Genomic DNA, 4,999 nt, shown 5'->3' with positions numbered 1-4,999 from the left:
GTCGCACTGGCAGCGATCGTGCCGCTCACCACACGCCCGTCCGACGCCGTCGCCGTGAGCGTGCAGGTCCCGTCCGTCCCGGCGGCGCCGGTCACCAGACCGGACGCCCAGAGCGATTGTCCGTCGGCACCGAAGTTGACGATGGTCACGGTCGCTTGACCCGACGGCGTCGACGGGGCATCCGGAACCACGACGTCCGTGGCTGCGGGCGTGGGCGCCGTGCTCGACGGAGTCGAGCTCACCGCGGGAGCACCGCTCGGCGCAACGGTGGACGCGGTCGGACTCGACGACGGCGAATCAGCGCGAAGTGGCGCACAGGCGGCAAGCCCTCCGCCGCCGACGAGCACGACGAACAGCGCCAGTCCACGGACAAGCCCCGAGCGACGCGGCGCGGAGGCTCGGCGGCCCGGAGCGATCAGGAGCCTGTCGTGGAGTCGGGTCACCATTCCAGTATCAACGCGAGGCGTCGCCGACGCTCCCAACGACACGAGACCTCACCGGATCAACCGGCGGAACCCTCGGGGACAACGTCGCCGACCACGATCGATTCGACGCACATCTTGCCGCCCTGAGAGTCGATGACCAGGTCGCCATGCAGTGAGTTCGGAAAGTACACGGCCACTCGGCCGCCGGAGGAGGGCCGGTCGACGGTCACCCAGCCGCCGGTGTAGTGCAGCGCCATCTTGTCTCCGGAACCGGCCGAGACGTCCACGATGATGTACGTTCGCCCCGACGTCCGCACCCCGGGCATCGGCAGGGACTCCGATCCGTCGGTGCACGCACTTCCGGTGAACTGTTGTGAAGGAGACGACACGGTAGCCGGGCCTGCTCGACCGTCCCGCCCGACGATCCAGGCGCCGTCGAGCACCGTCGTGGCCTGCGCACCGCGCCATCCCATACTCGGGAGCAACGGCACCACCATGTCGTAGGGGTGCAGCTCAGGTATGCCGAAGGAGGTGGGCAGCGGCGAGTCGATCAGAGGAGGCGAGGGGTTCGGGAGGGTCACCTCGAGATTGGTCACCCAGGCGCGGGCCGCGTAGCCGCCACTCGTCTCGATGGTGCGCAGCGACGTGACCGCCCAGGAACCGGCCGCGGTCACGAACAGCGCACACCCGCCGACGAGCGCGAAGACGCGGACGACGCGGGAGACGGCCGGTCGGGTACGGCTTTCCCGCTCCACCACCACGGCACGAAGAGCCACAACTAGCACGACACCGATCGCCAACCACACCAGCGCGGTGCTCTCGAGCAGGTACCGGAGCTGTCGCGAACCGGCGAGCCCGATGAGCTCGCCCCGACGTGACAGCACGGCTGCGTTCGCGAACACAGCGATCGCCGCGAAGATCCACACGCTGCCGTTCGAACGCGCGCGAAGGATCGTCCAGAGAATGAACACCGCGACCAACAGACAGGTGATCACGACTCGGGGCTCCGCCCACGAGGTCGGCTGGTTCGCCATGTCGATACCGAACAGAGACGGCACCAGTCCGCCGAAGACGTTCTGCGCGATGAAGCGCAGCGAGAATCCGATGCTGGGCGAATCCCCCGACTCGTCGACATACGGCCCCGACAGGAAGGCGATCACGTCGACGAGGGAGAGCGTGATGAGACCAAGCCACAGTGGCCACGCCCTCAGAAGCTCACGAGCGCGCTCCGCGACGGACCGCCCGCGCCAGATGACGAACACACACCACATCACGATGTGCAAGGAGAACAGCAGATTCTTCTCGCTGAGCGAGAGTGCCAGCGCGTAAAGGATGAGTCCGGCGATCAGGTGGCGCGCCCTCCGGGTGGTCACCCACCTGGTCGCACACCCCAGCACGGCGAGTCCGAGCGCGAGCGCGAACATGTTGTTCAGCGTGGCCGCCCACCAGAGACGAACTGCGAGCGGGCCAAGGGAGAGCGTGAACGCGAGCCCCGCGATGAGATTGATCCGTGCCGGCCCCACGACGGCGTCGATGCAGCGGGTGAGAGCGACAAAGGATCCCACGTGGATCAGAACGATGAAGACGAGCGCGGCCGGCCACGACAGGGCGAAGACTTTGAGGAACGCGATGACGCTGGCGATGTATCCGGGCATGAGATGCCCGAACCAGGAGCGCACGAGCACATCGGGCGTGATCGGATTGGCTCGGAAGTACTCGACGAAGACGAGATCATCCCGGTCGAAGTAAGATCCCGCGGCGACCGCGACGGTAGCCGCGGCCACGATGCCCGCAGTGAGCCACAGCTCCCAACGCAGGCGCGACGACACGGCGAATCGGACGATCATCTCGTTCGGTCCTCCCCCTGACGTGCCCCGATCATCCTAACTGGGCCTCCTTGCGGGCCCGTGCGCATCGACCCCGCTGGTATCGTTCAGGCGATGTCACGCGCCAGTCACCGAGCCGATCCGACGGCGCACTCGGCGCGAGACTGGTGCCTGTTCCTCGACCGCGACGGCGTCATAAACTCGCGCCTGGTCGATGACTACGTGACGACATGGGACGAGTTCCGTTTCGAGCCGGGTGCCGTCGAGGCGCTCGTCTCGCTCGCCCGATGGGCACCGCGAATCGTCGTCGTGACGAACCAGCAGGGCATCGGCAAGGGGCTGATGTCGCTCGAGGATCTGACCGACATCCACCGCGAGATGTGCCGGGTGATCGGCGATGCCGGCGGGAGAATCGACGCGATCGAGTTCTGCCCGCATCTCGCGGCGGAGGACTGCGAATGTCGCAAGCCGCGGCCGGGAATGGCCGCGCGCTACCTCCGCGCCCACCCCGAGATCGACGGCGCCGGTTCGGTTTTCGTCGGCGATCAGCCGTCGGATGTCCAGATGGCTCGCCGACTGGCATCCCTCACGGGCGACTGTCTCGCCGTCCGCATCGACGGCGGCGTCGATGCGGACGCCGACGCGACGTATCCGAGCCTCGCCGCATTCGCCGATGCCGTCGCACGACCTGCCGCGACACCTCGATGAGCGCGCCCGTCACGCGAGTCGATGCATCCGTCAGGCCGAATAGCCGAATGCGTCCTCGATAGCCTGCATGAACGAATGGATGACGACGAGCTCGGACTCCTGAATGCGGTCCGCCCATCGGTTCTCCCCCAGGGCGAGGGCGACGTCGGCGACGGCCGCAACCGGAGTGTCGGCGGGCCCGGATGACGCGATCACGACGCCGCCGGCAGACTTCATCGCCTCGGCCGCTCGCAGGACGTTGGCCGACTTCCCGCTCGTGGTCAGGGCGAGCAGCACATCGCCGGGACGGGCCAGCGCCTCGATGAACTTGGAGAAGACGAACTCGTACCCGTAGTCGTTGGCAACACAGGTGAGGTGCGACGGGTCGGAGATCGCGATCGCCCGCAGCGGCGGACGGTCACCTCGGAAACGACCGGTGAGTTCCTCGGCGAAGTGCTGGGCGTTGGTCATCGACCCCCCGTTCCCGCAGGCGAACAGTGTGCCTCCGGCGCGCAACGACGTCACCATGAGCGCCGCCGCACGGTCGAACGAGTCGACGAACGCGGCATCCTCGGCGAGAGCACTCATCCGCCGCACGTTGTCGCGAAGGTTGTCGGCAATCACACTCATCTTGCTTCCTTTCGCACGCAGCATCGCGTGATCATCCGCGGCGCACCTGCTCGCCCTGCGAGAGGCGCGTTGTCGACACGCCGTCGAGCAACCCCACGATCTGCACGCGGCCGCCCCACGCTCTGGCGTCCTCGCCCCCGACGACCTCTTCGGGCTTGTAGTCGGAGCCCTTCACAATGATGTCCGGCTTGATCGCCAGGATCAGCTCGCGCGGCGTGTCCTGATCGAAGACAGTGACGAAGTCGACGTAGCGCACGGCATCGAGCACACCCATGCGATCTCGCTGCGGCTGGAGGGGACGCGACGGGCCCTTGAGTCGGGCGGTCGACTCGTCGGAGTTGACCCCCACCACGAGCACATCCCCGAACGACCGGGCTTCCTTGAGCAGCGCGACATGGCCGGCATGCAGAAGATCGAAAACGCCGTTCGCGAAGACGATCCGCTTGCCGGCCGACTTCTCTACTTCGACCAGGCGGGCGAGCTCGGCCCAGTTCTCGACGGTCCCGGGTCGCCTGTCCGGCGAAGACTCGACCAGCAGCTCGTCCAGCAGATCGGCGCCCGTCACGACCGCCGTACCCGGCCGGCCGCACGCGATTCCCGCGGCCATGTTGCCCACCTGCACGGCCTCGGTCGTCGTCAGCCCGCTCGCAAGGCCCACCGCGATGCCGGCGATCATCGAATCTCCGGCCCCCGACACGTCGGCGACCAACCGCGCCCGCGTGGGAATCCGGACACGTGAGCCCGCCTCGATGACTTCCACGCCGGCGGCCGACAGCGAGACGGCGAGCGCACCGATTCCGTCGACCAGCAGTTCGTGCGCGATGTGCTCCAGGGTGGCCGCGTCCGGTCGGGCCGCTCGCACTCGCGACATCTGGCAGGCCTCCGCGAAGTTCGGCTTGACGATGCTCGCCCCGCGGTACTTCCGGATGTCGGTCGACTTGGGATCGACGACGACCGGGACTCCGTGGCGTTGCGCGAGCTCGATGACCTCGGCGACGAGGTCCGCGTCGAGAAGGCCCTTTGCGTAGTCGGAGATCACGACAGCGGTCGACGCCGTGCCTGCGGCCAGCCCTTCGGCGAGCGCCGCGACGACCGCGGCCTGACCCTCGAAGTCGAGTGCGGATGTGTCCTCACGGTCGATGCGCACGATCTGCTGCTGACCTGCAACGACGCGGAGCTTCTCAATGGTCGGCGCGTCGCCGCGATCGACGCGGCAGGTCGCCACCCCGGCGTCGGCGAGCAGTCGCTCCAGCTCACGTCCCGACTCATCAGTCGCCCACGCGGCGATCAGGGTGGTCGACGCACCGAGGGCGGCGATGTTCATCGCCGCGTTCGCGGCGCCACCCGCGACGCTGCGGTCCTGCGCGACCTGCAGCACGGGGATCGGCGCCTCCGGCGAGATCCGGTTGACGGTGCCGTCGACGTATCGAT

The 4,999-nt window shown here is 67.8% G+C and carries 4 protein-coding genes; 1 reads left to right on the top strand and 3 read right to left on the bottom strand.

What is annotated here, in order from left to right; translation table 11 throughout:
- Positions 1–502: 502 nt before the first annotated feature.
- A complete protein-coding gene (locus ASG00_RS07320) occupies positions 503–2,272 on the bottom strand; it encodes a hypothetical protein (protein ID WP_056207998.1) in 1,770 nt (589 codons plus the stop codon).
- A gap of 93 nt (positions 2,273–2,365) precedes the next feature.
- On the opposite strand from ASG00_RS07320, the gene ASG00_RS07315 reads away from it, so the two are divergent.
- Positions 2,366–2,959 (top strand): D-glycero-alpha-D-manno-heptose-1,7-bisphosphate 7-phosphatase, encoded by a 594-nt coding sequence (locus ASG00_RS07315; RefSeq protein ID WP_082483131.1) that lies wholly within the window; start codon positions 2,366–2,368, stop codon positions 2,957–2,959.
- 30 nt (positions 2,960–2,989) lie between these two features.
- Here ASG00_RS07315 and ASG00_RS07310 read toward each other — a convergent pair whose 3' ends face one another.
- Together ASG00_RS07310 and ASG00_RS07305 are read right to left on the bottom strand one after the other, a co-directional pair.
- The gene (locus ASG00_RS07310; protein ID WP_056208024.1) at positions 2,990–3,568 is read right to left on the bottom strand and encodes a D-sedoheptulose-7-phosphate isomerase; all 579 of its coding nucleotides are present in this window, start codon (positions 3,566–3,568) and stop codon (positions 2,990–2,992) included.
- A gap of 31 nt (positions 3,569–3,599) precedes the next feature.
- A partial coding sequence (locus ASG00_RS07305) for a PfkB family carbohydrate kinase (RefSeq protein ID WP_082483128.1) occupies positions 3,600–4,999 on the bottom strand: 1,400 nt, incomplete at its 5' end.

Origin of the sequence: Microbacterium sp. Leaf351, assembly GCF_001423825.1 — a bacterium.
Classification (GTDB): domain Bacteria; phylum Actinomycetota; class Actinomycetes; order Actinomycetales; family Microbacteriaceae; genus Microbacterium; species Microbacterium ginsengisoli.
Note: the sequence above shows the minus strand (reverse complement) of the source record. Positions and strands in the feature narration are given on the sequence as shown.